General features: G+C 58.8%; 21 protein-coding genes. 16 read left to right on the top strand and 5 right to left on the bottom strand.

The window, feature by feature from the left end; translation table 11 throughout:
- Window positions 1-79: 79 nt before the first annotated feature.
- The 9 genes from AD928_RS15410 (at window position 80) to AD928_RS06520 (ending at window position 11,635) form a co-directional block, all read left to right on the top strand.
- The gene (locus AD928_RS15410) at window positions 80-607 is read left to right on the top strand and encodes an ABC transporter substrate-binding protein (protein ID WP_233419984.1); all 528 of its coding nucleotides are present in this window, start codon (window positions 80-82) and stop codon (window positions 605-607) included.
- Window positions 568-1,800, top strand: coding sequence for an ABC transporter substrate-binding protein (locus tag AD928_RS06555; protein ID WP_457851277.1), 1,233 nt, complete (start codon window positions 568-570; stop codon window positions 1,798-1,800). The genes AD928_RS15410 and AD928_RS06555 overlap by 40 nt, the downstream gene beginning before the upstream one ends.
- Entirely contained in the window at window positions 1,797-2,798 is a 1,002-nt protein-coding gene (locus tag AD928_RS06550) for an ABC transporter permease (RefSeq protein ID WP_062249224.1), read from the top strand. The genes AD928_RS06555 and AD928_RS06550 overlap by 4 nt, the downstream gene beginning before the upstream one ends.
- A 13-nt stretch (window positions 2,799-2,811) precedes the next feature.
- Window positions 2,812-3,786: an ABC transporter permease gene (locus AD928_RS06545; protein WP_082779781.1), complete on the top strand. Its 975-nt coding sequence runs from the start codon at window positions 2,812-2,814 to the stop codon at window positions 3,784-3,786.
- Window positions 3,776-4,948, top strand: coding sequence for an ABC transporter ATP-binding protein (locus AD928_RS06540; RefSeq protein ID WP_062249221.1), 1,173 nt, complete (start codon window positions 3,776-3,778; stop codon window positions 4,946-4,948). Before AD928_RS06545 ends, AD928_RS06540 begins: the two co-directional genes overlap by 11 nt.
- Window positions 4,948-5,967, top strand: coding sequence for an ABC transporter ATP-binding protein (locus AD928_RS06535; RefSeq protein ID WP_062249220.1), 1,020 nt, complete (start codon window positions 4,948-4,950; stop codon window positions 5,965-5,967). The genes AD928_RS06540 and AD928_RS06535 overlap by 1 nt, the downstream gene beginning before the upstream one ends.
- Before the next feature lie 68 nt (window positions 5,968-6,035).
- Window positions 6,036-6,803: a lysophospholipid acyltransferase family protein gene (locus tag AD928_RS06530; protein ID WP_062249218.1), complete on the top strand. Its 768-nt coding sequence runs from the start codon at window positions 6,036-6,038 to the stop codon at window positions 6,801-6,803.
- A 111-nt stretch (window positions 6,804-6,914) separates the two neighbouring features.
- Window positions 6,915-8,333, top strand: coding sequence for an FAD-binding oxidoreductase (locus AD928_RS06525; RefSeq protein WP_062249216.1), 1,419 nt, complete (start codon window positions 6,915-6,917; stop codon window positions 8,331-8,333).
- Window positions 8,334-8,605: 272 nt separating this feature from the next.
- A complete protein-coding gene (locus AD928_RS06520) occupies window positions 8,606-11,635 on the top strand; it encodes a glycosyltransferase (protein ID WP_062249214.1) in 3,030 nt (1,009 codons plus the stop codon).
- A gap of 39 nt (window positions 11,636-11,674) precedes the next feature.
- Here AD928_RS06520 and AD928_RS06515 read toward each other — a convergent pair whose 3' ends face one another.
- Both AD928_RS06515 and AD928_RS06510 read right to left on the bottom strand, forming a co-directional pair.
- Window positions 11,675-12,277: a histidine phosphatase family protein gene (locus AD928_RS06515; RefSeq protein ID WP_062249213.1), complete on the bottom strand. Its 603-nt coding sequence runs from the start codon at window positions 12,275-12,277 to the stop codon at window positions 11,675-11,677.
- Window positions 12,278-12,282: 5 nt separating this feature from the next.
- Window positions 12,283-13,215, bottom strand: a complete 933-nt coding sequence (locus tag AD928_RS06510; RefSeq protein WP_062142141.1) for a ribose-phosphate pyrophosphokinase — start codon at window positions 13,213-13,215, stop codon at window positions 12,283-12,285.
- A gap of 217 nt (window positions 13,216-13,432) precedes the next feature.
- Between AD928_RS06510 and AD928_RS06505 the strand changes: the two genes are divergently transcribed.
- The 7 genes from AD928_RS06505 to AD928_RS06475 all read left to right on the top strand — a co-directional run bounded on the left by AD928_RS06505 (window position 13,433) and on the right by AD928_RS06475 (window position 19,850).
- Complete coding sequence (locus tag AD928_RS06505) at window positions 13,433-14,299, top strand: ABC transporter permease (RefSeq protein WP_062249250.1); 867 nt, start codon at window positions 13,433-13,435, stop codon at window positions 14,297-14,299.
- 3 nt (window positions 14,300-14,302) lie between these two features.
- On the top strand, window positions 14,303-15,127 hold the full coding sequence (locus tag AD928_RS06500) for an ABC transporter ATP-binding protein (protein WP_062249210.1): 825 nt from the start codon (window positions 14,303-14,305) through the stop codon (window positions 15,125-15,127).
- 152 nt (window positions 15,128-15,279) lie between these two features.
- On the top strand, window positions 15,280-16,776 hold the full coding sequence (locus tag AD928_RS06495; RefSeq protein WP_062249208.1) for an MATE family efflux transporter: 1,497 nt from the start codon (window positions 15,280-15,282) through the stop codon (window positions 16,774-16,776).
- Window positions 16,757-16,966 (top strand): hypothetical protein, encoded by a 210-nt coding sequence (locus tag AD928_RS06490; protein ID WP_043551466.1) that lies wholly within the window; start codon window positions 16,757-16,759, stop codon window positions 16,964-16,966. Before AD928_RS06495 ends, AD928_RS06490 begins: the two co-directional genes overlap by 20 nt.
- 97 nt (window positions 16,967-17,063) lie before the next feature.
- Window positions 17,064-17,642 (top strand): YqaA family protein, encoded by a 579-nt coding sequence (locus AD928_RS06485; RefSeq protein ID WP_062142137.1) that lies wholly within the window; start codon window positions 17,064-17,066, stop codon window positions 17,640-17,642.
- A 114-nt stretch (window positions 17,643-17,756) separates the two neighbouring features.
- Window positions 17,757-18,761 carry an SDR family oxidoreductase gene (locus tag AD928_RS06480; protein ID WP_062249247.1) on the top strand — a complete coding sequence of 335 codons (1,005 nt, stop codon included), beginning with the start codon at window positions 17,757-17,759 and terminating at the stop codon, window positions 18,759-18,761.
- A 228-nt stretch (window positions 18,762-18,989) separates the two neighbouring features.
- Window positions 18,990-19,850, top strand: a complete 861-nt coding sequence (locus tag AD928_RS06475) for a YbaY family lipoprotein (RefSeq protein WP_062249207.1) — start codon at window positions 18,990-18,992, stop codon at window positions 19,848-19,850.
- A 66-nt stretch (window positions 19,851-19,916) separates the two neighbouring features.
- Here the strand turns inward: AD928_RS06475 and AD928_RS06470 are convergent, their stop codons facing one another.
- The 3 genes from AD928_RS06470 to AD928_RS06460 form a co-directional block, all read right to left on the bottom strand.
- On the bottom strand, window positions 19,917-20,273 hold the full coding sequence (locus AD928_RS06470) for a hypothetical protein (RefSeq protein WP_156470128.1): 357 nt from the start codon (window positions 20,271-20,273) through the stop codon (window positions 19,917-19,919).
- A gap of 75 nt (window positions 20,274-20,348) precedes the next feature.
- On the bottom strand, window positions 20,349-21,236 hold the full coding sequence (locus AD928_RS06465; RefSeq protein ID WP_062249244.1) for a 4-(cytidine 5'-diphospho)-2-C-methyl-D-erythritol kinase: 888 nt from the start codon (window positions 21,234-21,236) through the stop codon (window positions 20,349-20,351).
- A gap of 11 nt (window positions 21,237-21,247) precedes the next feature.
- The gene (locus AD928_RS06460; protein ID WP_062249246.1) at window positions 21,248-23,116 is read right to left on the bottom strand and encodes a tetratricopeptide repeat protein; all 1,869 of its coding nucleotides are present in this window, start codon (window positions 23,114-23,116) and stop codon (window positions 21,248-21,250) included.
- Between the last annotated feature and the right edge of the window lie 54 nt (window positions 23,117-23,170).

Below are 23,170 nucleotides of genomic sequence, written 5' to 3'. Positions count from 1 at the left end.
TTATAAGCCATTCGGCTTTCTGCATTGTGTGACACATCTCACCCTTTTAAGGTCTCTCCCCAGTGCGTGGGGGTGAAACATGGTGCAGAAGCGGTCCTTTTATACGGTGTGCGTGCTAGCTGCTCTGTGCGCAGCTTCTGGTTCGCCCTCATTTGCACAAGTCGCCCCCACCACAGCGCCGGAGCCGCACTCAGCCGCCCCACCCTCTAATGCCCACACAGGCGGCACCTTGCGGCTGGCGGCACAAAATTCCGGGGGCACGCTGGACCCGCAGGTCTCTTATATTTCTCTCATCAAGGAGCTCGAAACACCTGTTTATGATGGGCTTCTGACATTTCCAAAATTTGCAGGCTCCACAGCGCAACCCGTCATCGCCAATCTGGCAGAAGCGGTTCCACAGCCAGAAGATGGAGGGCGAACCTATCGGTTTACGCTTCGTCCCAATCTGCATTTTTCCAATGGGCAGGTTGTGAATGTGGAGGATGTTGCAGCGTCTTTCCGGCGTCTCTTCAAAGTCGGCAGCCCGACTGCCGGACCGTATTACAGTCATATCGTTGGGGCGGAGGCCTGCATGACCCCGCGCACTGCACACTGGCTGGCGGCATAGAGACTGATCCGGCGACGCGCACCATCATCTTCCATCTGACGCAACCGGATGCCGAATTTCTGGACCGTCTGGCCTGGTTTCATGCTGCCATTCTTCCGGCCAGCACACCGCCGCATGATACGGGGAACACAGCCCCTCCGGGCACCGGACCGTATCGGGTGACACGCTATGATCCTGCCACCGGCATGGTGCTGGAACGCAACCCGTATTTCCGGGAATGGGCGCATGATGCGCAGCCCGCTGGATATGTGGACGCCATACAGGTCACGTTCGGGCTGGACCCGGAAGGCGAAGTGACCGCCATTGAAAATGGCCAGTATGACTGGATGTATGAAGATGTGCCGCTGGACCGGCTGGGTGAAGTCGGTAGCCGCTATGCCGGACAAGTGCAGATTTATACGCTGCTGCTCTACTATTACGCCGCCCTGAATGTGCGGATACCGCCTTTCAATTCGCTCAAGGCACGGCAGGCGCTGAACTATGCTATCAACCGGCATGCCATGGTGATCTATCATGGGGGTGCTGCCGTTGCGACGCCCCTCTGCCAGCTTCTGCCACAAGGTGCGCCGGGTTATGAGCCGAGTTGCGCCTACACCAAAGGGGCCTCACCTGCGCATCCGCTCCCACAGTGGCAGGCACCCGACCTCGAGGAAGCCCGCAAACTGGTGCGTGAAAGCGGCACAGCCGGGCAGAAAGTCACGATCATCGCCCCACTGGAGGGACGTTATGCTGCCATGGCCATGGAACTACGCAGCACACTGGCCAGTCTGGGTTATGAGGCCTCTGTGCGCAGCATGACGCAGACTGTGCAATTTCCTTACGTGCAGAACAGTGACAACCATGTACAGCTTGCCCTGACAGGATGGAATGCAGATTACCCCTCCGCCTCCACGTTCCTGCAAACCCTGTTTGCGTGTGCCAGTTTCCGCCCGCATTCCGACAACTCCCCCAACATGTCGGCCTTTTGTAACCCGGACATAGATGCGCTGATGAACAAGGCTTCCGCCGCTGCCCTGACCAGCCCGACTGAGAGCATGCAGCGCTGGACTGAGGCTGACCGCGCCCTGATGGCACAGGCTCCCGCCGTGCCACTGGTGCAGATCAAACGCGTCAGCCTGTTGTCAAAACGCACGCGTAACGCCATCGTAACACTTAATGATGAAATCCTGCTTTCCCAGCTTCAGGTCCGATGACAGCTGAAGCGCCTCCCCCACCCGGCCCATGGCGGCAGGCGATGCGTGGCCTTGCACGCAACCGCGCGGCCATGGCGGCCCTTGCCGTTCTGGTGCTCATCACCCTGAGTTGCGTGCTGGCTCCCCTTTATGCGCGGGATATTGCTGGGACTGACCCATTCACCTCCAACGTCGCCGGCAGCATCACGCTGGACGGGCACGAGGTGGATATCATGCAGCCGAACGATAACCCGCTGCATCTCGGCCTCAGCCCCATCGGCCCGACCGGCCATGCAGCCTATCTGCTGGGTGCGGACAGTCAGGGGCGGGATGTTGCGGCCCGCATGCTGTATGGCGGGCGGAACTCGCTGCTGATTTCCTCCTGCGCCGCCGTGCTGTGCCTGATACTGGCCGCTGCCACTGGCATTGCTGCCGGTTTTTTTGGTGGGCTGGTGGATGCTGTTCTGTCCCGCCTGATGGATATCATGTGGGCCGTGCCGGTCTATCTGTTTGCAATCTCGCTCTCCATTGTCACGGTCAGTCAGGGGTTAAAGCTGGGGCCGTTTGTCGTGGAAGCGGATAGTCTGCTGATCCCGATTGTCATTATTGCGCTGGTTTATGTGCCGTATGCAGCACGGCCCATCCGGGGGCGGGTTCTGGCCTTGCGGCAGGCGGAGTTTGTTACCGCGGCCCGATGCCTTGGCGTGCCGCGCTGGCGCATTGTGCTGTTTGATATTCTGCCGAACGTAACCACCACGCTCGTGGTGCTGGGGCCGTTGCTCATGGCGCTTTCCCTGCTGGCGGAAAGTGCACTTTCTTTCCTCTCTATCGGCGTGCAGGCTCCGGCGGCATCATGGGGCACCATTATTCAGGATGGCGAGGGGCTGATTTACACGCGCCCCATGGTCGCCATTGCTCCCGGCCTCGCCATTGTGCTGGTCGTGCTGGCGCTGAACATTCTGGGCGACGGCCTGCGGGATGCGCTTGATGTGCGGGATGCCGCACGGCGGTCTTCATGAGGAGGGCTGACGCATGATGATGGCGCTCCTCCGCCGACTTGGGCAGACTGTGTTTGTTCTGTTCGGAATTTCTGCGCTGGTGTTTCTGGTGTTTTTCGCCACACCAGGGGCAGACCCCACAGCCCGTATTGCCGGACGCAACGCCTCCCCGCAAACCATGGAAAAAGTGCGGCAGGAATACGGGTTCGACCGCCCTCTGCCTGTGCAATACGCCACTATGATGAAGAAGCTGTTCATCACGCAGGACCTCGCCTCTTATGTGGACCGGGGTGAGCTTGTGGTGCCGGAAATTGCCCGTGCGGCTCCGGTTACGGTTTCTCTGGTATGTGGAGCGGCTCTTATCTGGGTGGTGCTGTCCATTGCCATGGGCACCATCGCTGCGGCCCTAAAAGGCACATGGATTGATCGTGGGCTGATGATGCTGGGGCTGATCGGTATTTCCATGCCGGTGTTCTGGCTGGGGCAGGTGGCCAATCTCATCACGCAAAGCCGGTATCATGACACATGGCTGTTCTCGTGGGTGCCGGGGCTGGGCTATGTGCCGCTGACGGAAAACCCGTGGGGATGGTTCAAGGCACTGGTCATTCCGTGGATTGTTCTGGCCGTCATGTTCATCGGCATTTACAGCCGCGTCTTAAGAGCGGATCTGGTGGCACTCTCCGGCGAGGACTTCATGCGCACGGCACGGGCCAAAGGGCTTTCCCCTACCCGTATTCTGCTGCGCCACGGCCTGCGCACCTCTATGGTGACCTTTGTCTCCCTGTTCGGGCTGGATTTTGCGCAGCTTGTGGGCGGCGGCGCTTTGCTGACGGAAGTGGTGTTCGGGCTGCCCGGTGTGGGGCGGCTAACCTATCAGGCGCTCACCAATCTGGACCTGCCGCTGATTATGGCCACCGTGATGTATTCCGCCGTATTTGTGGTGCTGGCCAATGCGGTGGTGGACATCCTCTACCTTTTTCTGGACCCGAGGGTGCGTGATGCCCGCTGAGATCGCCCCTCCTATGACCGCTCCGCTACTGGATGTGCGAGACCTGTGCGTCAGCTTTCCCTCCCGTGGGCGGATGATCCCGATTGTGGAGCATGTGTCCTTCACGCTGGGTGAGCGGGATATTCTCGGGCTGGTGGGGGAATCCGGCTCAGGCAAATCCGTCACCGCCATGGCGCTGATGGGGTTGATTGACAGTCCCGGCGTGCAGATTACCGGGTCTGCGCTGTTCCGGGGGCAGGAACTGGTCGGGATGCCGCAAAAACAGCTCCGTCGCCTGCGCGGGCGCGAGATTGCCATGATCTTTCAGGACCCGATGACGGCCTTTACGCCGGTTTACACAATCGGCTGGCAGATTGATGAGCAGATCCGCGCGCATGAGCGCCTCTCCCGCAAACAGGCCCGCGCCCGGACGGTTGAACTGTTGGCTGAGATGGGCGTGCCTGACCCGGCCCGCACGGCCGACCGCTACCCGCATCAGCTTTCCGGGGGCCTGCGGCAACGCGCCATGATTGCCATGGCGCTCTCCTGCAACCCGTCCCTGCTGATTGCCGATGAACCCACCACAGCGCTGGACGTAACGGTGCAGGCGCAAATTCTGGACCTGATCCGCTCCCTGCGCAGCACCTACGGTTCCTCCGTGCTGCTGATTACGCATGACATGGGCGTTGTGGCCGAAACCTGTGACACGACACTGGTGCTGTATTCAGGTCGGGTGGCGGAAACCGGCCCGACAGAGGTCCTGTTTGCCCACCCCGGCCATCCTTATACGGCTGCTCTTCTGGCCTCTATTCCACCACTGGATGGCCCGCGTCCGCACCGCCTGCCCGCCATTGCCGGAGCACCGCCAGCACCGCTGGAGCGCCCGGCTGGCTGTGCCTTCGCGCCGCGCTGCACCTATGTGCATGACACTTGCCTGCCCGCTCCACCGCCACCGCTGGTGCCGACGGGGTATGATCCCCTCGCTGCTCCGCAGGACGACGCAACCGCACAGGTCTCTGCGGCCGCCCCATCGACCCAACCTGTCCAGTTTGCCGCCTGTGTTCTCCCGGCAGAAGGCACACCTTTGCCTCCACGACTAACGTACAGCGAGCTTTCGGCAGGCGATGAGGCTGATGCGACAGGTTTTCCCCCTTCCTCATTTGCTGCCGGGGAACCTCATTAATGACCACGTCAGCCACTTTCTCCGCGACTAGCGCGCCCTCCAGCGCGAGTGCCAGACCGCTGCTGGAGGTCCGGGACGTGCGCAAGACCTATCACCTGCCGCGCGGGCAAACCCTGAAGGCTGTTGATGGAATTTCGCTCTCTGTCATGCCGGGAGAAGTGTTGGGGCTGGTTGGAGAATCCGGCTGTGGCAAGTCCACGCTGGGCCGGTGCCTGCTGCGTCTGACGGATGTTTCGTCCGGGCAGATCCTGTTTGAAGGACAGGATATCACCCATCTGAGTGAACGTGCTTTGCGCCCGGTCCGCCAGCGGATGCAGATGGTGTTTCAGGATTCCTATGCTTCGCTCAACCCGCGCCGTCGTATTGGGGATCTTCTGGCCGAACCGCTGAAGGTTCATCCCGGCCCGGACGGTCGGAAACGCTCGCGCGCGACCATCGCAGCCCGTCTGCACGAACTGATGGATCTGGTCAGTCTGCCCGCTGCGGCACTGGACCGTTATGCGCACGAATTTTCCGGCGGCCAGAGGCAGCGTATAAATATTGCCCGTGCGCTGGCGCTCTCGCCTCGGCTGGTGGTGGCGGATGAGCCCGTGTCCGCGCTGGATGTGTCCGTGCAGGCGCAGATTGTTAATCTGTTTGCAGACCTTCAGGCCCGGCTGGGGCTGACCTACGTGTTTGTGGCGCATGATCTCGCGGTGGTGCGACAGATTTCCACCCGCGTGGCCGTCATGTATCTTGGCGCCGTAGTGGAACTGGGCGAGACAGATGCCGTACTGCACCGCCCCGCGCACCCTTATTCTGCCGCGCTGACGGCTGCGGTGCCCCGCCCTGTGGTGGGCGCCATCCGGGCTGCGCCGCTGGGTGGCGATATTCCCAGCCCGGTGGCACGGCCTGCAGGCTGCCGCTTTCATACCCGCTGCCCGTTTGTGCAGGGCCGCTGCCGGGCGGAAGAGCCTGCCCTGCGCAGGATCGGGCCGAGCCATTCTGTCGCGTGTCATTTTCCACTGGCAGAAGGGTGAGCTGGCCAGTATGCAGAAAAGCCCTCACCTTGCAGGGCATCACTCTGACGGATAAAGCCTGAGCCCGCATGTTCCGCCTCTCTGCTTTAAGCGCCTGCGTGCGTTTTTATGCCTCCCTTTTGGGAATTGCCGTGATTTTTCTGGCACTGGATGCCGGAGCTTTTGTGCTGCGAAACCTGCTGCCAGAAGGACCTCGGCGGCGCAAACTGGGCCGCTTCTGGCTCTATCATGTCGCCCGTTTTTCCGTGCGCTTTCTCCACGCCATGGGCATTCTGGACTGTGACCTGCGTGAGCTTGCTGCCATCCGGCAGAAAAGCGGGCTGGTGCTGGTTGCCAACCACCCCTCCCGTCTGGACAGCCTCATTCTGGCTGCGGCCCTGCCCCGGCTGGTATGTGTGACCAAAGCGTCCATCTGGGAACGCCCCACCCTCGGTAGCACCCTCCGCACGGCAGGCTATATCCGGCATGATAGCTTGTTAAAGCTCATTGCCCCTGCAACGGACAGCCTGAAAGAAGGCTGTCAGCTTCTGCTATTTCCCGAAGGAACACGCTCCCGTGCAGGCGCAGAGCCGGGAGCGTTTCAGCCGGGCTTTGCCGCCATTGCGCAACGCACCCGCTCCGCGGTGCAACCCATTCTGATTGAAACGGACTCCCCCTATCTGTCTCAGGGCTGGCCCTTCCTGCGCCGGCCACCACTCCCCATGCGCTACAAGATCCGTCTTGCCCCACGCCTCCCCGCACCTGCCCGCGACGAAGCCAGTGGGCGCATACTAGTGGAAACAACAGAAACCCTGCTGAAACAGGGGCTAACGCAAACAACGTTACGAGAGACGTAACGACTTGCAGATCGAAAATCAGAGCACAGAAGCAGAAAATTTTACCAAACCACCTTTCTGCTTTATGAAAGTGGCCTCTGATAGCCTATTTTTCTTTCTGGATATTTCGTGATGCCTGAAAACGCCGCCTCCGCCGCAGAGCGCCTGCACGCTGTTCTGACCACACTGCGGACCACCATGGATACGCAGATCAGCACTGCGCCTTCCGTGCGGGAAGAGCATAGCCATGGCGAGGCGATGAATGCCTCCTGCCTGCCAGCAGCGGTGGTTTTTGCAGAAAGCACGGAGGATGTTTCCGCTGTTCTCCGTGCCTGCCACGCCCAGCGCGTGCCGGTGGTAGCGTTTGGGGCTGACACATCGGTTGAAGGACACGTAGTGCCGCCGGAACATGCGATCAGTCTCGACCTCTCCCGCATGACGGGCATTCTTGCAGTTAATGCGGAAGATCTGGATTGCCGCGTGCAGGCTGGCCTGACACGCCAGAGCCTGAACGCGCAGATCCGCGACACCGGATTGTTCTTTCCGGTAGACCCCGGTGGCGAGGCCACGTTGGGCGGTATGTGCGCAACCCGTGCTTCTGGCACCGCCGCCGTGCGTTACGGCACCATGAAGGAAAACGTGCTGGGTCTGACGGTCGTTCTGGCAACGGGTGAGATTATCCAGACAGGTGGACGTGTACGAAAATCTTCGACAGGGTATGACCTGACCTCTCTGTTTGTTGGGTCAGAGGGCACACTAGGCATTATCACGGAAGTCCAGCTGAAATTGCACGGACGCCCTGAAACATTATCAGCTGCAGTATGCCAGTTTGAAAATCTGCATGATGCTGTGCAGACCGCCATGGAAATCATTCAGTGCGGTATTCCCATCAACCGCGTGGAACTGATGGACCCTGTGCAGATGCAGGCCTCCATTCAATTTTCCAAGCTGGAAGGGTATCGTCCTCTCACCACGCTGTTTTTTGAATTTGCCGGTGCTCCCGCCGCAGTAGAAGAACAGGTGAGCGCAACGGAAGCCCTTGTGGAAGCCAATAATGGCCTGGGGTTTGCATGGGCTGAAAGTGCGGAAGATCGCTCCCGCCTCTGGAAAGCCCGGCATGATGCATTCTGGGCTGCCAAAGCGCTGGACCCGCAGGCACGCGTCATTTCTACCGACTGCATTGTGCCCATCTCCCGCCTCGGCACTCTGATTGATGGCGTGTATGAGGATATCAAAGCCTCTGGCCTGCGTGCCCCGTTGCTGGGGCATGTGGGGGATGGAAATTTCCATACCCTGATTATTACGGAAGACACGCCGGAAGGGCACGCTCAGGCATGGGAACTGGACAAAAAGATTGTTGCCCGTGCGCTGGCTTTGGAAGGCTCCTGCAGTGGGGAACATGGCGTTGGCATGGGCAAGCTCGATTTTCTGGAAACCGAGCATGGTGCCGGCGCACTAAGCGTAATGCGTGCTCTAAAAAACACTATGGATCCGCACCACATTCTCAATCCGGGCAAGCTCCTGCCCACAGGCCCAGTCTATCAGGGATAAGACGGTTCGCGGCCCGCATGGAGAGGAGTTGGAGTCACATAACGCCTCCCTTCTCTTCTCTGAGACCCGGCGAAATGCGTTCAAAATGGGACGATATTGCTCCATGCTTTAATCTGAGGAAGAGCCTATCCCCTGCGTTAACAAATGCAATTCCTGCAAAATATACGGAAAAATCTATTTTCATATAATTGGAAAAGTTCTACAAATCAGCACATATTAAGATCATATGTTCCTTTTACGATTTTGAAGATATTGAAAAATAAGGACGCCTAATGATTACAGAAAATACGATTTTTCGTAAATTCTTGATCAAAATCCTTTTGACTATCGAATATTCTCTCAAAAAAGAAAAATTCCCTTCTTTCGATTTTGCGTCTCTTCCGAAGCTTCTGGAAGACTGGGAATATTTACAAAGAGTTCAGCCAGATAATGGGCTGATTACAATAGGAATCGGGATCATACGCCTGCTTCTTGGCATTCCAACAGCCTCTGAACCCTTTGAATTCATCAAATCAAAATCACAGTCCCGGATCTGCCGTATTTTACTCATTGCAACCCCCCTGCGGTTTTCTCACTACCCTCTGGCCTATGAGGACTTTCAGTCTCTCCTCACCAGCTATACAGACCTTGATCTCCCCGCTTTTCAAGTGCTGGCCGATGCGGTGTGTTTTGCCACGAACAAGGCGGGATGGTGCACATTTTCAGGGTCAGGCAAGATCCATCTGACTTTTCGCAGGTCTGTTGATCTGGAAGATATCAGTGTTGTGATGGATGGCGTCAGTTATCCTGCCTCCTCCTTTGAAATTCTCTCAAATGATAAAAGAATTTCTATTCTTCTACTGGAAGACTGGAAGCTTTTAAAACAAATCCATGTCACTATTCGGCAAGATACCTTGTTGGGCGGTCTGTTTGAAATCCCACATTTTCTCAAAACAGAAGGATTTGTTTCCGCTGGTCCAGAGGGTCTTTCTGGCTGGGCCCGTTACCCAGCCAACCCGGAGGCGGCGGTAAAACTGGTCCTTACGCCCCATGACCCCATTCAGAAGCCCATCCACCTTTTTACCGATACGGTAAAATTCTTTACCCCAGCGAACATTGCCGGAGATGCAATCAAACATGCTTTTTCGATAAAAAAAGAAAAACTTGCATCAAAAGCAACTTTGGTCAGTGTTTGCTCTGAGCATGGGAAACCTTTGTATGGAAGCCCCCTCGCTCTTGATCCCTTTGCAGAAAGCGCCAGACAGTATGCGCTGGATATCTCTCGCCGCTTCCCGGCTACCTCCTTAGAAGAAGGCACCTTTCCTCCGATATCTTTATCAGAAAAACCAACAAAAAAACAAAAATTCCCTTCTGTTGCGATCATTATTCCGGTTTACGATGGTTTTCTAGCCACCAAAAATTGTATTACTCTGTGCCTGAAACACAAAGCACCTCATGCCCGGCTTATTATCGTGAATGATGCCTCTCCAAACCCAGATATTCTAAAATACCTTTCTCACATTAAGAATAAACCTGACGTTTTTATCCTCAACAATGAGAAAAACCTTGGCTTTCCAAAATCTGTTAACCGGGGGCTGCGTCAGAGAAGACCGTATGAAGATGTTGTTTTGCTCAACAGTGATACACTTGTATGTCGTAACTGGCTGACACAACTCCAGAGGGCTGCCTATGCGCAGACCGACATTGGCACAGCAACGCCTCTTTCAAATAACGCCACTATTTTCAGCTATCCTTCCGCAACCGGGGTCAATCCCATTCCTGACGCCAGAGCCTGTCAGGACCTTAGCGCGATTATGAGCAGGATGTGGCACGGAGAAACAGTTGATGTTCCGACAGCTCACGGATTTTGCATGTATGTCAAATCTGCCTGCCTGGAACAAACAGGTTTGCTACGAGAAGATATTTTTGCGCAAGGGTATGGGGAGGAAAATGATTTTTCTTGCCGCGCCACAGCATTAGGGTGGCGTCACGTCGCCTGTCTGGGAACGTTTGTGGGGCACGCAGAAAGCCAGTCTTTCAGTCCCGTCAAGTCGGATCTGATTGCCAGAAACCTCGACATTATGAATGGACTGCATCCGGGTTACGACCAGATTATAGCACGCTGGCAGGACCGAGACCCGCTCGCCCCTTACAAAAAGAAACTGGACCTCGCCCGGCTGCACCACAGCAGACCATTTTTGAAATCTGTTATCCTTATCATGCATGATCGGGAAGGCGGCATTCTGCGCCATGTCGGGCACCGTGCATCGTTTTATGAACAGGCCGGTATTGCTGCATTCGTCATGGTGCCTGAAATTCATCGTTCCGGCCGCCCGCTCTGGAGACTGAAATCCCTCCGGGACAAGGATTATCCAAACCTGACCATTCCCCGCAATGCCTTTAGTTTCAGAGCACTTTATAAAGACCTCAACTGTGAAAAATTTGAAATCCACAGCTATATTGGCAGCTCAATTGAAAAGATTTTCAGTCTTTCAGAGCTTGGCTTGCCGTATGACATTTATATTCATGATTATTCCTGGTTTTGCCCGCGTATCACGCTGGTGGCTGACGAAAACCATTATTGCGGCGAGCCCGACCTTCAAACCTGCCAGAACTGCGTAAATACCTTTGGTAGCCGGACTGACGATCCTGCGCCTTTACAAAAACTCCGATACTGGAGCCGAAGCCTTCTGGACAATGCACAGCACGTCATCTGCCCTTCCCAGGATGCGGCCAATCGTATCCAACGACAGTTCCCCACCATTCAGGCTGACGTTACGCCGTGGGAGCATATTCTGAATGTTGATACGCTTTTCTTTCCTCAAAAAGCACCCCATGAAAAACGCATTATCGGGATTCTGGGCGCAATCAGTATTGAAAAAGGCTATGATATTGTTCTTGATTTAGCGCAGTTCATCAAAACACATCATATTCCCATTCAGCTGGTTATTATTGGCTATAGCTGCAATGACGTGCCACTTCTGGAAACCGGCGTTGTCACCATGACCGGCCGTTATCAGGAATATGAAATACAGCCCCTGACCGAAAAATATGCGATCGACTGGTTTTTTCTACCGTCGCTCTGGCCCGAAACATGGTCGTATGTGTTGACGCATATCTGGACGAGTAACAGAGCCGCTATTGTGTATGATATTGGAGCACCGGCAGAAAGAATAAAGCAATCCGGGGGTGGGCTGGTGATCCCACTGCACACCTCCCTGCCTTCTCTTATTGCCATTCTCATGGCCCCATATGCCTATCTTGGTGCGTTCAGGACACAGGGAGATGCGCTTGCCGGCCTGTCGGATCCGATAGCTGGATGACTTCATAAAGCCGAATAAAACGATAGTGTGGAGAGGGACTCAGTCCGCCATCACGGTCAGTTGCCAGGCCGGGCTGATCTGTTCTTCCGGGGGCTGAATCCATAGCGGGGTGGCGTTAGGCAGCCGGACATTGGCTGGCAGGCTCATAGCGGAGCGGAGCGCCCGGAACAGCGCGCCGTGTGCGACAATCAGAGGGATACCACCAGCTTCGGTCGCCCGGTTGACCGCTGCCACAGCCCGCGCCCGCAGGTCTGCAAACGGTTCGGCACCTTTGGGGGTGTAATCTCCGGCAATCCAGCTATCGTACCAGTCGCCCATTGGCTGGCCTTCCTGCTCACCAAAGCAGACTTCTTCCAGCCCGATATCGGTCGTCAACGGCAGTGGGGCACATCCCTCCGCCACCAGTCCCTGTTGCACAATGGTGGCCGTTTTCAACGCCCGGTCGAGCGGGGAGCTGACAATGTGCGTGATGGGCGCATGGGTTTGAATACCATCCTGAAACAGCTTCGCCGCCGCATCGGCCTGCGCAATCCCCGTCGCGTTCAGGGGCACGTTGGTGCGCCCCTGAGACAGACCTTCACGGTTCCAGTCGGTCTGGCCGTGACGAAGATACCAGTAAGAGCGGGGGTGAAGCTGTGTCATGGATCTCAATCAAACAGGGAGGAGACGGAACTCTCATCAGCAACGGCCCGCATGGCCTGCGCCAGCAGGTTGGAAATGGTCACCTGCCGGATGTTGTGCGCTGCTGTCACACTTTCAGTGGCCATGATGCTATCCGTCAAGGTCAGCATTTCAATCGGGGAGTTCGCAACGCGTTCCACAGCCTGCCCGGTCAGCACACCATGCGTCACGTAAGCTCCGACAGACGCTGCACCGTTATTGGCAATGGCCCGTGCTGCGTTGCACAGAGAGCCACCACTATCGACAATATCGTCCACCAGCAGGCAATGACGGCCACGCACGTCACCAATCACGTTCATCACTTCAGACACACCAGCGCGTTCACGCCGTTTGTCGATGATGGCGAGGTCGGTATTCAGGCGCTGCGCCAGCTGACGCGCACGCACCACACCGCCCACGTCCGGGGAGACAATCATCAGGTCACGATCGCCGTAGCGGCTGAGGATGTCACGGGTAAACAGCGGGGCGGCATACAGGTTATCCACCGGAATGTCGAAGAAGCCCTGAATCTGCATGGCATGCAGGTCCAGCGTCAGCACGCGATTGGCGCCAGCTTCCACCAGCAGGTTGGCAACCAGCTTGGCGCTGATAGGCGTGCGGGGGCCGGATTTACGATCCTGCCGCGCATAACCAAAATACGGGATGACCGCGGTGATTCGCCGGGCTGACCCACGCCGCAGCGCGTCCAGCATAATCAGCAGTTCCATCAGGTTATCATTTGTCGGGGTGCAGGTGCTCTGGATGACGAACACATCCTCACCACGCACATTTTCATGAATTTCGACAAAGACTTCCATATCCGCAAAGCGGCGGACAGTCACATTACACAGAGGCAGGGACAGTTCCGCGGCAACGGCCTTGGCCAGCGGCAGATTGCTGTTACAGGCGACAATCTTCATGATAAGGAGGGTTCCCGGCTTTTCTACGTTAAGGTGAGACGGCTACAGCGGGGCCGGGTTTAGCAACCACAACGGCTGTTGTCATCCATGAGAGACGCTCGACAGGGCAGACACACACGCAGCGTGGCAAAAAAGCACAATCCAAACGCGCCCCTCTCACCCGTGCTCTTGCACACAGGCACTCTGTTCTCTATCGCCATGGAGTATCATGGACAGCATGCAGATCACCCCCGCAACCGGATATACGCCCGCCCCCAACACGCCGGAGCGGGTGCTTACTCTTCTGCCGGAAAAAGGCACGTCCTACCTTGGCCATGCCTGGCAGGATCTCCTCTCCGGCATGAAACTGGCGCGGCTGGGGGCTACGCTGGGCTGGCTGGATATCAAGCTGCGCTACCGTGGCTCCATCCTCGGTCCGTTCTGGCTGACAGCCTCAACCGCCGTCATGGTGGCGGCCATGGGGGTGCTGTATGCCTATCTGATGAACATGGATGTGCATAAATACCTGCCCTTCCTGACCCTCTCCCTTGTGCTCTGGGGGTTTGTGGGCAGCACCCTGCAGGATGGCTGCACCACGTTCACCTCTGCTGCGGGGCTGATCCATTCTGCCCGGATGCCCTACAGCCTGCATGTACTGCGCGCCACGGTGCGCAACCTGCTGACGCTGGCGCACAATATCCCCGTGGTTGTGGTGGTTTTCCTGTGGTTCCGGGTAGCCCCATCGTGGTCCTGGACCATGGGGGCTGCGTGTGCGCTGTGGATTTTTGACAGCTTCATGGCCACGCTGTTGCTTGGTATTCTGGGCGCGCGCTTCCGCGATGTGCCGCCGATTGTGGCGAGTACCCTGCAGATCCTGTTTTTTGTAACCCCTATTCTATGGGCCCCGGAGCTAATGAAAACCGGGCAGGACTGGCTACTGCTGGACCCGTTTTTTCCGCTGATGGAAATTGTGCGGACACCGTTTACCGGGGACATTGTCAACACGGCCATCTGGCCCGCAGCCCTTGCGTGGTCGGCGGGACTGACGGTGTTCACCTTCGCACTGTTTGCCCGCATGCGGGCCCGTCTGGCTTATTGGGTGTAACGCATGGTCGGTATTACGGTCCGGGATCTGGAAATCTCCTTTCCGCTTTATCACGGCAACGCCCGCAGCCTGAAAAAGACCATCCGCAACTCTCTGAGTGGCCGGTTTACGCATGATGAGCGCGACCGTGTGGTGGTGCAGGCCCTGCGGGATGTCAGCTTCACACTCAACCCTGGTGACAGGCTGGGGCTGGTTGGCGGCAATGGCGCCGGCAAGACCACGCTTTTGCGCGCACTGGCAGGCATTTATGAGCCTGTAAATGGCAGCGTGACCGTCAGCGGGCATATTGGCACGCTGCTGGACCCCTCACTGGGGATGAACATGGAACTGACGGGACGCGAGAATATCCGCCTGCGCGGCATGTTCGCGGGACTCTCCCCGTCAGACATCCGGGCGGTGGAAGAGGACGTGGAAGCCTTTGCCGGGCTTGGCTCCTTTCTGGACCTGCCGGTACAGACCTATAGCTCCGGTATGACCGTGCGGCTCTCCTTCGGTCTTGCCACCGCCATCATGCCCGATGTGCTGCTGATGGATGAATGGTTTATGGCGGGGGATGCCTCCTTCCGCCAGCGCGCCCGCAAGCGGCTGGAAACGCTGGTGTCCAAAGCGGATATTCTGGTGCTGTCCAGCCATATGGCGGACGTCATGGCCGACTGGTGCAACAGGCTGATCTGGATGGAGGAAGGCCGTGTCCGTATGGATGGCCCGACCCGCGAGGTTCTGGAAGCCTATCTGGGGCACCCGCTGGAAGATCTGGAGGAAAAGGAGGCGGTTCCTGACCCCATTCTTCCCGCAGAAAATGCTGCCGAGCCCCTCATCATCCCCTGAACCTCATACCCTCCTGCTTTCTGCCGTGGGCTCCCGGCAGACAGGACATTCAGCTTTCCCCATTCGCGCCGGGTAGCAGGCATGACATACTTCCCCGCATTGCGCCGGATTGACACGATACGGCACCCGCACGGTACCAGAACGGAGCATATATGACCCGGCAACCTCCGCCCGGCAGACAGAAGGCCTGTTTTACAACCGGCAGCATCATGCGGCACGTGATTGTCATGGCAGGCACCGGGGCCATTGGCCTGATGGCCGTTTTTGCGGTGGACATGCTCAACATGGTCTATATCGGCCATCTGAATGACCCGGCCCTGACAGCGGCCATCGGGTTTGCCGGTGCCGTGCTTGGCCTGCAGATTGCCGTCTCTATTGGCATGACCATTGGCCTGAGTGCCGCCACCGCGCGGGAGATTGGCGCGGGACGACATGAAGAAGCCCGGCATATTGCTTCTTCCTCCCTGATTGTCACGCTGGTCGTCGCGTTGCTGCTCGGGCTTATCACCTCGCTTGCTGCGCATCCTGTGCTGCATCTGTTTGGTGCACAGGGCGATGCACTGGAACATGCCACGGCCTATCTGCACGTTGTCAGCCCTTTTCTGCCGCTGATCTGCGTCGGCATGGCGGCATCCTCTCTGATGAGGGTCGTAGGCGACGCCAAAGGCTCCATGCACATTACGCTGCTGGGGGCCGTGGTTGCCGCGGTGCTGGACCCGCTGATGATTTTCGGGCTGCATGAAGGGCTGACCGGGGCAGCTATCAGCACCGTGCTGTCCCGCCTTGTGGTGGCGGCTGCCGGTCTGCGCGGGGCCTTGCGGCATGACATGATTGCCCGCCCTGACCTCTCCCGCATTCTGCCGGATGCCCGGCATGTGGCCGGTGTAGCAATGCCTGCCATTCTGACCAATCTGGCCACACCGGTTGCCGGAGCGTATGTGACCGGAGCCATGGCAAGCTTCGGGCTGGAAGCCGTGGGCGGACAGGCCTCCATCGAACGTATGGTGCCGGTGCTGTTCTCTCTGGTCTTTGCCCTGACAGGCTCGGTCGGCCCTATCATGGCGCAGAATCTGGGGGCCGGGCAGTATGACCGGGTGCGCGAGACGCTGACGGCAGCCCTCAAGCTCGTCATGCTCAGCGTTGGCTCTACATGGGTCCTGCTGGCGGCCTTGCAGGATTACGTGGTGGCCGGGTTCCATGCACAGGGCAATGCTGCTCTGCTCATTCATCTGTTCTGCTCATGGACTATTGGTGCCTTCCTGTTTGTCGGCATGTTGTTTGTAGCCAACGCGGCGTTCAATAATCTGGGCTTTCCGCTCTATTCCACCGCCTTCAACTGGGGGCGAGCTACACTGGGCACCGTTCCTTTTGTCTGGTTTGGCAGCCGTTTCGGTCCGGCCGGGGTACAGCTGGGGCACGCGGCAGGCGGTATTGTTTTTGGATCTCTTGCCGTGATTACCGCGTTCAGAGTCACGCGCACACTCAGCAGCCCATGCCCCGCCCATGTTCCGGCGGGACCGGGAGAAGTGCCGGTTTCAGACGTCCCGACCGTGAGTGCGGAAGCCGCCATGGCGGAACTGGACGAACTGGAAGCCCCGGCCTTTCGTGAGACGGACAGGAGTGAAGACCATGTCAAAACTGACCACTGAAGAACGTAATGCACTGCCGGACGATGCCTTTGCCCTCCCCGGCCGCCGCTACCCGATTCCAGATGCCACGCACGCGCGGGATGCGCTGGCACGCGCCAGCGAAATGCTGCACCGGGGCAGCCTGACGCAGGATGAATACGACACCATCCACACCAAAGCCGAAGAAGTTCTGCGCCGCGAGCGCATGTAGCTGCCACCTGGAGGCCAGAGATAGCCTCTGGCCTGAGACCCAAACGCATGGCATCAAGGCCGGATGACTTTCATTTTAGCATCCGGCCCGTCTTTTCATGCTTAATCGCCTGTATGCCCGCGTGTTACGGCACGCAGCCAGCCCTAATGCCCCCTGGTGGCTGGTGGCTCTGGCCTTTGCGGAAGCCAGCTTTTTCCCGCTCCCCCCGGAAACGCTTCTGGTACCCATGGTTCTTTCCCGCAGGGATAAGGCATGGGTTTATGCCGCCCTCTGCACGGTTGCGAGTGTGATCGGCGGCATTCTGGGCTGGGCAATCGGTGCTTTTCTGCTGGAGCATCTGGCTCTGCCGATTGTGCATTTTTACCATGCAGAACATACGCTGACAGCCTTGCAAGACAAATTCCGCCAGTGGGGTGTGTGGATTATCCTGCTCAAGGGGCTAACGCCTATTCCTTACAAATTTGTCACCATTGCCAGCGGCATGGCTCATTTTGCCCTGCTGCCTTTTATTGTGGCCAGTCTGGTGACGCGTGGCGTGCGGTTTTTTCTGGTCGCCGGACTTTTGTGGAAATTTGGCGCACCGATTCAGGATTTTCTGGAACGCCGCCTGCCTCTGGTAATGGGCGTTTTTGCCGTCCTGCTGGTAGGCGGACTGCTCGCGCTGCGGTATCTGTGACGCCAGATCTCTGCACGGCTGCCGCGCTGCCTCCTGCCTTGCAGGGCAGGCGGTTCCGGCGCAAGACAGCATAAAGAGCAACCTCTACAAACAGATTGCAGGGAGACGATGAGCATGCCAACGCAGATCGCTGTCATTACCGGTGCCGGAGCAGGCATTGGCCGGGCTGCCGCCCGTGCGCTGGGCCGTGCAGGCTTTGACATCGCCCTGCTGGGCCGGAATGAAGACCGGCTGAAAGACGCAGCGGAAGAACTGGCCGCCCATTCCATTCGCACGCTGGTGATCCCGGTAGATGTGGCGGACGCCGACGCAGTTGAGCAGGCCGCTATTCAGATTGAAGCTGAACTTGGTCCCATTACCGTCTGGGCCAACTGCGCCGGCGCAACGGTGGTTGGGCAAGTTGCCGTGCTGTCCGCCAAGGACATTCAGCGCGCAACGGAAGTCACCTATCTGGGCAGCGTAAACGGCACGCTGGCGGCTTTGAAGCACATGCGTCGCCGTGGGCATGGGGCCATTATCAATCTGGATCTGGCACCTTCTCTGCGGGGCCTGCCTTTGCAGGCCGCTGAGAATGGGGCCCGATCCGCCCTGCGTGGTTTTTGTGAAAGCCTGCGCCCGGAACTGCTGCATGATGCAGACCGGATTCGAGTTGTGATGGTGGACCTGCCCGCCATCAACACCCCCCGCTATGGCTGGACTCGTAACCTGACTGGCAAGCGCCTGAAGCCCGTTGGCCCGGTTTATGAACCGGAAGTCGCAGCAGAAGCCATTTGCCGGGCGGCTTTTACCACCAGCCGCTCCATCTCCATTGGCCCCAGCACAACACTGGCCGCTATCTGGCGCATCCTGGGTCCGGGCTGCCGGGAAGCCCGCATGGCGGAGCATGGCTATAAGGCCCAGCTAGAAAAAACCTGTGCGGACAAGAACGCTGCGGATGATCTGTTCAAATCCGCCCCCGGCGCATTTGCCGCGCATGGTGCGTTTGATGAAAAAGCGCGGCGCGTGGACAGCCCCCTGTCCTTCTTTGTGACGTCCAGCGTGCGAGCGGGCCTGTTTGGCGCGGCATTGGCTGCGGGGCTCACAGGCCTGATCACCCACATCCGTAACGGTCGCCGTTAAGGCGACCACGGAGCGCGAGACCTTAAAGGCACCGCGCTCCTGCGTCCTGCGAAGCTCCATAATGGCGCTCTCTCGCGCCAGCCATGCTGGTGCCACAAAATGCAGGACAATTCTTACTCGTAAAACGTGCAACCAGCTTTTCGGAGGCCCTGCTTCCAATCAATCTGGAGCCCGAAGGCTGGTTTTCGCATGACTCTTTTCTGGCCTTAAAACAGGAGGCTCCCTAGCGTGATCCCGTCTTTTCTGCGTCGCTCCCTGCTTGTTGCGACCATTTGCGGCGTAAGTGCTGCCGTTCTCTCACCGCTGTCCGCTGAGGCTGCGACCACCACTCTTCGGGGCAACGTGACGTATCGGGAACGGATGGCCCTTCCCCCGTCTGTTGTGGAAGTCCGCCTGCTGGATATTTCTTTAGCGGATGCGAAAGCCCCCGTTCTGGCCAGAACATCCCTGCGCGCCACGCAGCAGGTGCCTATTCCCTTCACGCTGAAGTTCAACCGCGCCCTGCTGAAAGCCGGCCACAGCTACGCGCTGGAAGCCACCATTTTTGTGGAAGGCCGACCGTGGTTTATCACCACCACACAAAATCCGGTGCGGGCAGGAAACACGTCTAACATCACGCTGGTTCTCAGCCGGGCATCCGCCAGTGCAACAGCCAGCCCGATCGGCGCATGGAAAGCCGAACGGCTGGGCGATGCGCCGGTGACGGAAAGCAGCAAAGCGCCCACGGTGAGCATTGCGGAAGACGGCACGGTATCGGGCTTTAGCGGCTGCAACCGGGTGCGCAGCAAAGCCACGCTGGATGGCGCAAATATCACCTTTGGCCCGATGCTGACAACGCGCATGGCGTGTCTGCCTCAAGCCATGGCGACGGAGCAACTTTTCCTGAAGAATATGGACGCCACGCGCGGCTGGCATCTGGCCCCAACCGGCGATGTGCTGGCGCTGGTCGATGCGCAGGACAAACCTACTATTGTATTCCGCCGCCAGTCTGATGACACAAGCGAGGGTGCCTCTAACACGGCAGCGCCGACTTCCGGCACTCCTGCGACCGACACACACCCTGCACAGGTCACCCCAACACCGCGCTAACGGCTGTTATCTGGCGTGGGCCAAAGCAGCCCACGCCAGACAGGCCGGTGAAAGTCTCAGATCATTTTAGTTGAGTTTGCCGCGGCTGGCCTTCTGGTCACGCCGCATCTGCTCATGCAGTTGCAGAGCTTTCCCCAGACGGTCCGCATCCTGCGGCGCCAGCACCAGCCCAACCGGACCGTACGCCGGATGCTGGAAAGCCCAGCGGGTGCGGGTTACGGGTGTAAAGGTTGCCCCTTCAATCGGCGGGATTTCATGGTCCGCCATCATGGTCTGACGCAACCGCCCCAGCACCGTAATCAGGCTGGTCACTTCATCCAGTGAAAGTGGCACTTCAACCGTCGGCTCGTCACCCTGCCCCGGCAGAGTCATCTGAACAGTGGTGTTGTCTTCAGAGAGAGTCAGGTCAATTTTAGAAGACATAAGGCCCCCCTTTATTATGGACTTCACTTTATCAGAGTTCTGAGCAAAGCGCTTACGGTTCTTTTTTGGCCAGATTTAGACCAGGCCACCACCCCAGACCCACCAGCCGGGTTCCGCCTGCGCCAGACGCGCTGCTGCTGCCTGTGCATTCTGCACGGAGGGGAACAGGCCAAAGCAGGTCGCGCCCGATCCACTCATGCGGGACAGCAGGCACTCAGGCAGTCCCTCAATAGCCGACAAAACGGTTTTGACTGGCGGACACACCACGCAGGCCGGGGCTTCAAGACTGTTATCCAGCCGGGTCAGATCCGCCACCATACTCGCGGCATCCGTCCAGCGGGCGGGCAACGGCGCACGCGGTAAGAACGCGCCATCACGCTTGCGGAACACATCCGGGGTGGAGACAGCCTGACCACAATTCACCAGCACCATGCCGCAGGCCGGCAGAACCGGGGCAGCACTCAATTCCTCGCCAATGCCTTCCATACGGGCACTCTGGCTGGCCAGACAGACCGGCACATCCGCGCCCAGCTTTTCCGCCAGCCGCAGCAGCGTGGCGTGATCCACCTGCGCATTCCATGCACGGTTCAGAAGGCGCAGTGCAGCAGCGGCATCCGCCGAACCACCGCCAATGCCGGACGCCACGGGCAGGTCTTTCTCCAGCACCAGACGACCGCCGCGCACCTGCGCATCAGGGCCGCACGCAGCTTCCAGCGCAGCAGCGGCTTTCATCACCAGATTATCCGGTCCTGCCGCATCGCTCAGTGCTGTCCCAAAGCGCCCCGCCAGCACAAGATGCAGGGCTTCCGGCCCCGGCTCATACCGCAGGCGGTCCCCGGCTCCGGCAAACACCACCAGACTGTCCAGCAGATGGTAGCCGTCAGACCGTTTGCCAGTGACATGTAGATAAAGGTTGATCTTGGCCGGCGCGGCTTCGGTCAGGGTTTTGGTGGTGGGGTCCATCGTGGCTGACGTCACGGCGTGTGCTTTCCTCCGCTTGTGGCAGGGCCGCTCTCTGCCGGAGGGGCGCTCTGCTGCTGTGTGGCTTTATTAATCCCGGCTGCCGAGGCACGTGCCAGTGCGGCCCGGATCAGGGCTTCATCCGTTGGTTCGGGGTGCAGACCAAGAGCGACGTTCCACTGGTCCACTGCCTCGCTTTGCCGCCCGGCGCGCCAGTAGGCCTCCCCCAGATGGTAATTAACCTCCGGGTCTTCCGGCGTCTGCTCGGCAGCGCGTTCCAGCAGAGCGGTGCCGCCCGCCAGATCCCCCTGCTCTACCTTAACCCACCCCAGACTGTCCCGAATGGCGGCATCCTGCGGGTCGAGATCAGCGGCCTTGCGCAGCAGGGCTTCGGCCTCACCCAGATTCTCTTTGCGCTCCACCATCGAATAGCCGAGGAAATTGAGCAGCAGCGGTTCATCCGGGGCCATTTTCAGGGCCTGTTGCAGGTCTGCCTTCGCGCGGGGCCAGTCACCTGCTTCATGATACGCTACGGCCCGCAGGAACAGGAGCGACCAGTCCAGCGTCTTGCTGGCTGTCGCCTGCGTCACGGCCTGATTATAGGCCGTAATGGCGCCCTTCCAGTCCTTCTGAGCAGACAAGGTATTGCCTAAGGCCCGCACGGCCAGTCCTTGCCCGCCCGTATCCTGCGCAAGGTGCGTCAGAATCGTGCGCGCTTCATCCAGATGCCCGGTCGAGCCATCCACCAGCGCCAGACGGAAAGCGGCAACGGGGTAGAGCGGGTCTGTTTGCGGGATACGCAGCAAGGTCTCACGCGCGGCAGTCTGATGGCCTTCATCATCCTGAATTTCCGCCAGCATCAGCCGGGCTTCCGCCAGATGTGGGTCCAGCCCCAACGCAAAACCCAGCATCAGGCGAGAGGCTTCATCAAACTGATGATCACTCGGACCGGGATGCTGGCTCCGCCCCTGCTGGCGGCCCTGCTGACGCAGGAGAAACGCCGTCAGAACATAAGCGCGGGCAATACCGCTCTGCGCGGACGTGACTGGGAAATGGCTGATAGTCGACTGCAACTGGGCTCCGGCCAGCGCCAGCACCGGGTCCGCCTCAATCATGCCCCGCATGAGCGTCCGCGCCTTGTCCTGCTGCCCCTGCGACCAGAGCCATGCGGCCTGAGACCGCGTGAGCAGAAGGTCATAACCCGGCATCATTTTGGCAGCCTGCGCAAACAGGTCTCCCGCACGGGCGGTCTGGCCAGCCGTCTGCGCGATCATAGCGGCGTGCAGCGTATAAAACGGCACCAGCACAGAACCCTGAATGTGAGTGAGAGACGCAATCGCCTCATCCGCATGATGCTGCGCCTGCTGACACCATGCCTGAAGCAGCGGCATAATAAGGTGCGCCATAGGGTCTGCGCCAGCCTGCTGGTAGAAACGGGCTGCTTCCGTCCAGTCACCCCGTGCTGTGGCATCGTTCCCCAGCACCAGCGAGGAAATGATGCTCTGCCCTTCCGGAAGCTTCGCTGTCACGCGCGCCAGCGGCACGGCCTCAGGGTCTCCGGCCAGCACGCTGCGGATAAAGGCCTGTTTCAGAAGGTCCTGATTGGTGGGGTCTGCGGCGGCTGCGGCCCGAAAGGCCCGGGCTGCGTCCAGATCATCCCCCTGATGCGTGGCCACCACGGCAGTGAGGAAAGCGCCCGAATCGATGTGACCGGCCGCTGGCTGGGCGTCGCTTTTGGTCTGAAGCGGTGTGCCCGGGGCTTTTTCCGGTGGGGCTGTCTGGCTGGTTTCTGCCCCTTTGGGAGCGGCAGCAGACGCGCAGGGGGTCAGAACCGAAGCCGATAGCAGCAGGAAAACCGTAGGCAGAAGGCGACAAAACAGCATAATGACCCTATCCAGGAGCGGCAGAGGCCCTAACAGGCCATTGGATACGCCCCG

The organism is Acetobacter cerevisiae (genome assembly GCF_001580535.1).
Taxonomy (GTDB): domain Bacteria; phylum Pseudomonadota; class Alphaproteobacteria; order Acetobacterales; family Acetobacteraceae; genus Acetobacter; species Acetobacter cerevisiae.
Note: the sequence above shows the minus strand (reverse complement) of the source record. Positions and strands in the feature narration are given on the sequence as shown.

Excerpts from the sequence above, each read along its gene's own strand:
- AD928_RS15410 (WP_233419984.1), top strand. The coding sequence starts at position 80 with ATGGTGCAGAAGCGGTCCTTTTATACGGTGTGCGTGCTAGCTGCTCTG.
- AD928_RS06550 (WP_062249224.1), top strand. The coding sequence starts at position 1,797 with ATGACAGCTGAAGCGCCTCCCCCACCCGGCCCATGGCGGCAGGCGATG.
- AD928_RS06545 (WP_082779781.1), top strand. The coding sequence starts at position 2,812 with ATGATGATGGCGCTCCTCCGCCGACTTGGGCAGACTGTGTTTGTTCTG.
- AD928_RS06540 (WP_062249221.1), top strand. The coding sequence starts at position 3,776 with ATGCCCGCTGAGATCGCCCCTCCTATGACCGCTCCGCTACTGGATGTG.
- AD928_RS06535 (WP_062249220.1), top strand. The coding sequence starts at position 4,948 with ATGACCACGTCAGCCACTTTCTCCGCGACTAGCGCGCCCTCCAGCGCG.
- AD928_RS06530 (WP_062249218.1), top strand. The coding sequence starts at position 6,036 with ATGTTCCGCCTCTCTGCTTTAAGCGCCTGCGTGCGTTTTTATGCCTCC.
- AD928_RS06525 (WP_062249216.1), top strand. The coding sequence starts at position 6,915 with ATGCCTGAAAACGCCGCCTCCGCCGCAGAGCGCCTGCACGCTGTTCTG.
- AD928_RS06520 (WP_062249214.1), top strand. The coding sequence starts at position 8,606 with ATGATTACAGAAAATACGATTTTTCGTAAATTCTTGATCAAAATCCTT.
- AD928_RS06515 (WP_062249213.1), bottom strand. The coding sequence starts at position 12,277 with ATGACACAGCTTCACCCCCGCTCTTACTGGTATCTTCGTCACGGCCAG.
- AD928_RS06510 (WP_062142141.1), bottom strand. The coding sequence starts at position 13,215 with ATGAAGATTGTCGCCTGTAACAGCAATCTGCCGCTGGCCAAGGCCGTT.
- AD928_RS06505 (WP_062249250.1), top strand. The coding sequence starts at position 13,433 with ATGCAGATCACCCCCGCAACCGGATATACGCCCGCCCCCAACACGCCG.
- AD928_RS06500 (WP_062249210.1), top strand. The coding sequence starts at position 14,303 with ATGGTCGGTATTACGGTCCGGGATCTGGAAATCTCCTTTCCGCTTTAT.
- AD928_RS06495 (WP_062249208.1), top strand. The coding sequence starts at position 15,280 with ATGACCCGGCAACCTCCGCCCGGCAGACAGAAGGCCTGTTTTACAACC.
- AD928_RS06490 (WP_043551466.1), top strand. The coding sequence starts at position 16,757 with ATGTCAAAACTGACCACTGAAGAACGTAATGCACTGCCGGACGATGCC.
- AD928_RS06485 (WP_062142137.1), top strand. The coding sequence starts at position 17,064 with ATGCTTAATCGCCTGTATGCCCGCGTGTTACGGCACGCAGCCAGCCCT.
- AD928_RS06480 (WP_062249247.1), top strand. The coding sequence starts at position 17,757 with ATGCCAACGCAGATCGCTGTCATTACCGGTGCCGGAGCAGGCATTGGC.
- AD928_RS06470 (WP_156470128.1), bottom strand. The coding sequence starts at position 20,273 with ATGTCTTCTAAAATTGACCTGACTCTCTCTGAAGACAACACCACTGTT.
- AD928_RS06465 (WP_062249244.1), bottom strand. The coding sequence starts at position 21,236 with ATGGACCCCACCACCAAAACCCTGACCGAAGCCGCGCCGGCCAAGATC.
- AD928_RS06460 (WP_062249246.1), bottom strand. The coding sequence starts at position 23,116 with ATGCTGTTTTGTCGCCTTCTGCCTACGGTTTTCCTGCTGCTATCGGCT.